We start from the raw sequence: 2,588 nt of genomic DNA, 5'->3' as shown, positions 1-2,588 counted from the left end.
TCCAGGAGAACGCGCGCAGGCTCACGCCGATCTGATTGGCGGCGACACCGGCGCGCCCCTCGTCGTCCACCGTGTCGATGAGGTCCTGGACCAGCCCGCGCACACCGTCGGTGATCTCACCGATCGGATCGCAGGGGGTGCGCAGAACGGGGTCTCCGACGATGCGGATGGGGCGGATGCTCATCGAGCGTCCTCCCCGCCCGCGTGCTCCTGGTCCTGGCCCAGGATCGTGTGGGTGACCTCGACGCCAGGGACGATGGTGCGCTCCACGGTGCAGGCCGCGGCGACGGCCCGACCGAAGACGGTGACCACCCGCTTCACCTCGTCCTGGCTGAGGCCCTCGAGGTCCAGCTGGACCTCCTCGGCGATCGAGAGGTACCGGTCGAGATTCCTCAATGTGACTGGAGACGTGTGCTCTTCCGATCTTGGACGAGTACCTGCGCGAGCGCGAGGGCCCCTCGGGCCGCTCCCGGCTGCCGCGGGAGGCGCTGCGGGTGATCCGCACCGGCCTCGAGCAGGGCCCGGTGCTGGTGCAGGTGCCGCGCTCCGGCTACGTCCCGGCCGTGGCCTGCACCTTCTGCGGCACCCGCTGCCGCTGCCCGCACTGCGCCGGCCCCCTGCTACTGGCCGGCGGCGACGGGCCGCTGCACTGCACCGTGTGCGGTCGCCGGGAGGACGGCTACCGCTGCCCCGAGTGCCATCGCACCCAGGTGCGCGCCATGGTCATCGGCTCCACCCGCACCGCCGAGGAACTGCGCCGCGAATTAAAGGCATAACAGGAATCTATGTCCCATTTTGGCTTTATGATTTACATAGTATTGCCGATGTGAAAGCAAAGGCAACAAAGGTAAGCACCTATACACGAGGTGACTATATTTATACCGAAACAAAGTACTATGATGTTAGGCGTAAGATTGATTTAACTTTTAATAAGGTACCAGTTGATGCATCAGAGAAAATGAATGACGACTTAATGGATAAGTTAGAACCGTATGATTATGGAAGTTTAAAGGACTTTAAAACACCCTATTTAGCAGGATATTTAGCTGAAAAGTATAATTATGATAATAAAGATTTATTTCCAAGGGTGAAGAAAAAATGTTAAAAGATAAACAATATGAAATGGATATTGTTGTTACTTTCATTCGCGGGGAATATATGAAACCGATGAAGCGTCGTAGTGAAGAATCGGAAGAAAGTGAAAGAGATACGGTTTATTCCCATCCTTTTATTTTATGCAGCATGAATAAAACACAGGATCCGAAAAAAGAATTACTTTTCGACTACGTTGAAAAGGAGTTTAAATATAATTTTGTCGTGGATCCAATTATCAATCTGAAACAACCAGTATCGGGATTTCTATTCCCATGCTTTACAGATAATGCAGCGGATGTAAATCATGTCCTTTATTCTGCTGGAAAAGCATATGAATTGAATTATCATTTCATAGAAGAGGTATTAAATGCCGAAGAAACGATCTATTAATACGAAAAACGAAGATATAATAGAACACCTTTTTGTCTTTTTTATTAGGCCTTTACGGGCAGTTGATCTCACACCCGCTTTCTTTGTTACCCCAGAAGCTCAAGGTGGGATAAAGTAAATTTTATTCACTACCGAATGGCCTTCCTTATGATATGATTTATAAAATAATTTTATATTATAATTCTTACAAAAAGCATGACGCTTGGGCATTTAAAACGTCCCAAGCGTCTTTTACTTTCTCACCAATTAAAAATATGGAACTTCTTTCATAACACCGTCTTTCACTACAGTATATTTGAAATTGGGGAGTTTTGCTTTTTCTTTTATATATTCCAACAACTCATAATGCATGGAATGAAACACAAAACGAAGTACGGCGCCGGGCATTCATAAAGCCCCAGCGGCAGTTCTTTTGGCAGGGCGTCGAGCAGCGTATTCAGGGTGGCAAAAAAGGCCTCGCTCCCCTCGTTGCGCGGATCAAGATGGATAGTGACCAGTACCAGCGCATCAATGTTGGTCTGCGCCATCGCCAGCAACTCTTCTTTTTGCGCGGCGATATCATCGCTGATATGGCCGGAGGCGATCACCGGAATACGTCCATCAACGTGCTGCACCACAAAGCGGGCGAGCTCTACACGCTCTTGCAAGGAAAGGAACTGCATTTCGCTGGACTGGCAAACGGCAAACAGCGCGTCGACGCCTTTCTCCAGATACCAGTCACTTCTGCATAGGTTTTGTTCGTTTTGAATTCGGCAAGAAAATGGAGACCTGCTGGAATATCTTGGATGGTAATGTCTTGTTTGAATCGAAACCTAAGCTTTTGAATAAGTTGTTTTCTTTTATTTTCATAATGATGGTTCATTCGTTTGATGTGCTTTGCATACTCCCCTGTTTCTATACAATAATGGAGCGTGAATAAATTTAATGAATTGCTTCCTTGTATCCAACTAGAATAATGACGTTTATATTCTCTTAATAGTTTTATAGGCAAGACAAGATAACTTATCCGAAAACTTGGCAGAATAGTTTTGGAAAAGGTACCAGCATAGATGACACGTTGATTGCGGTCGAGACTTTGTAAGGAAGGGATGTTATCGGTTCCA

Annotated in this window: 5 protein-coding genes and 2 pseudogenes; 3 read left to right on the top strand and 4 right to left on the bottom strand. The window is 48.1% G+C overall.

The window, feature by feature from the left end; all coding sequences use genetic code 11:
• Together BTM36_RS30130 and BTM36_RS30125 are read right to left on the bottom strand one after the other, a co-directional pair.
• Positions 1 to 184: peptide deformylase (locus tag BTM36_RS30130; protein ID WP_174616929.1), on the bottom strand; the 184-nt coding region annotated here is incomplete at its 3' end.
• Positions 181 to 396, bottom strand: coding sequence for a hypothetical protein (locus tag BTM36_RS30125; protein ID WP_217349652.1), 216 nt, complete (start codon positions 394 to 396; stop codon positions 181 to 183). The genes BTM36_RS30125 and BTM36_RS30130, both read right to left, overlap by 4 nt.
• 29 nt (positions 397 to 425) lie before the next feature.
• On the opposite strand from BTM36_RS30125, the gene BTM36_RS30120 reads away from it, so the two are divergent.
• From BTM36_RS30120 to BTM36_RS30110, 3 genes are read left to right on the top strand one after another with little or no spacing between them, the layout of a single operon-like run.
• Positions 426 to 776, top strand: coding sequence for a hypothetical protein (locus BTM36_RS30120; RefSeq protein WP_217349651.1), 351 nt, complete (start codon positions 426 to 428; stop codon positions 774 to 776).
• A gap of 50 nt (positions 777 to 826) precedes the next feature.
• A complete protein-coding gene (locus BTM36_RS30115; protein WP_217349650.1) occupies positions 827 to 1,105 on the top strand; it encodes a hypothetical protein in 279 nt (92 codons plus the stop codon).
• A complete protein-coding gene (locus BTM36_RS30110) occupies positions 1,099 to 1,485 on the top strand; it encodes a DUF4317 family protein (protein ID WP_217349649.1) in 387 nt (128 codons plus the stop codon). Before BTM36_RS30115 ends, BTM36_RS30110 begins: the two co-directional genes overlap by 7 nt.
• Before the next feature lie 371 nt (positions 1,486 to 1,856).
• On the opposite strand, the pseudogene BTM36_RS30105 reads toward BTM36_RS30110, so the two are convergent.
• Positions 1,857 to 2,234: pseudogene (locus BTM36_RS30105) on the bottom strand (dihydrodipicolinate synthase family protein); the annotation flags it as partial.
• A pseudogene (locus tag BTM36_RS30100) lies at positions 2,117 to 2,588 on the bottom strand (hypothetical protein); the annotation flags it as partial. The pseudogenes BTM36_RS30100 and BTM36_RS30105, both read right to left, overlap by 118 nt.

This window comes from Herbaspirillum sp. VT-16-41, assembly GCF_001994935.1.
GTDB lineage: Bacteria > Pseudomonadota > Gammaproteobacteria > Burkholderiales > Burkholderiaceae_D > Herbaspirillum > Herbaspirillum frisingense.
This window is presented reverse-complemented; position numbering and strand designations above follow the sequence as displayed.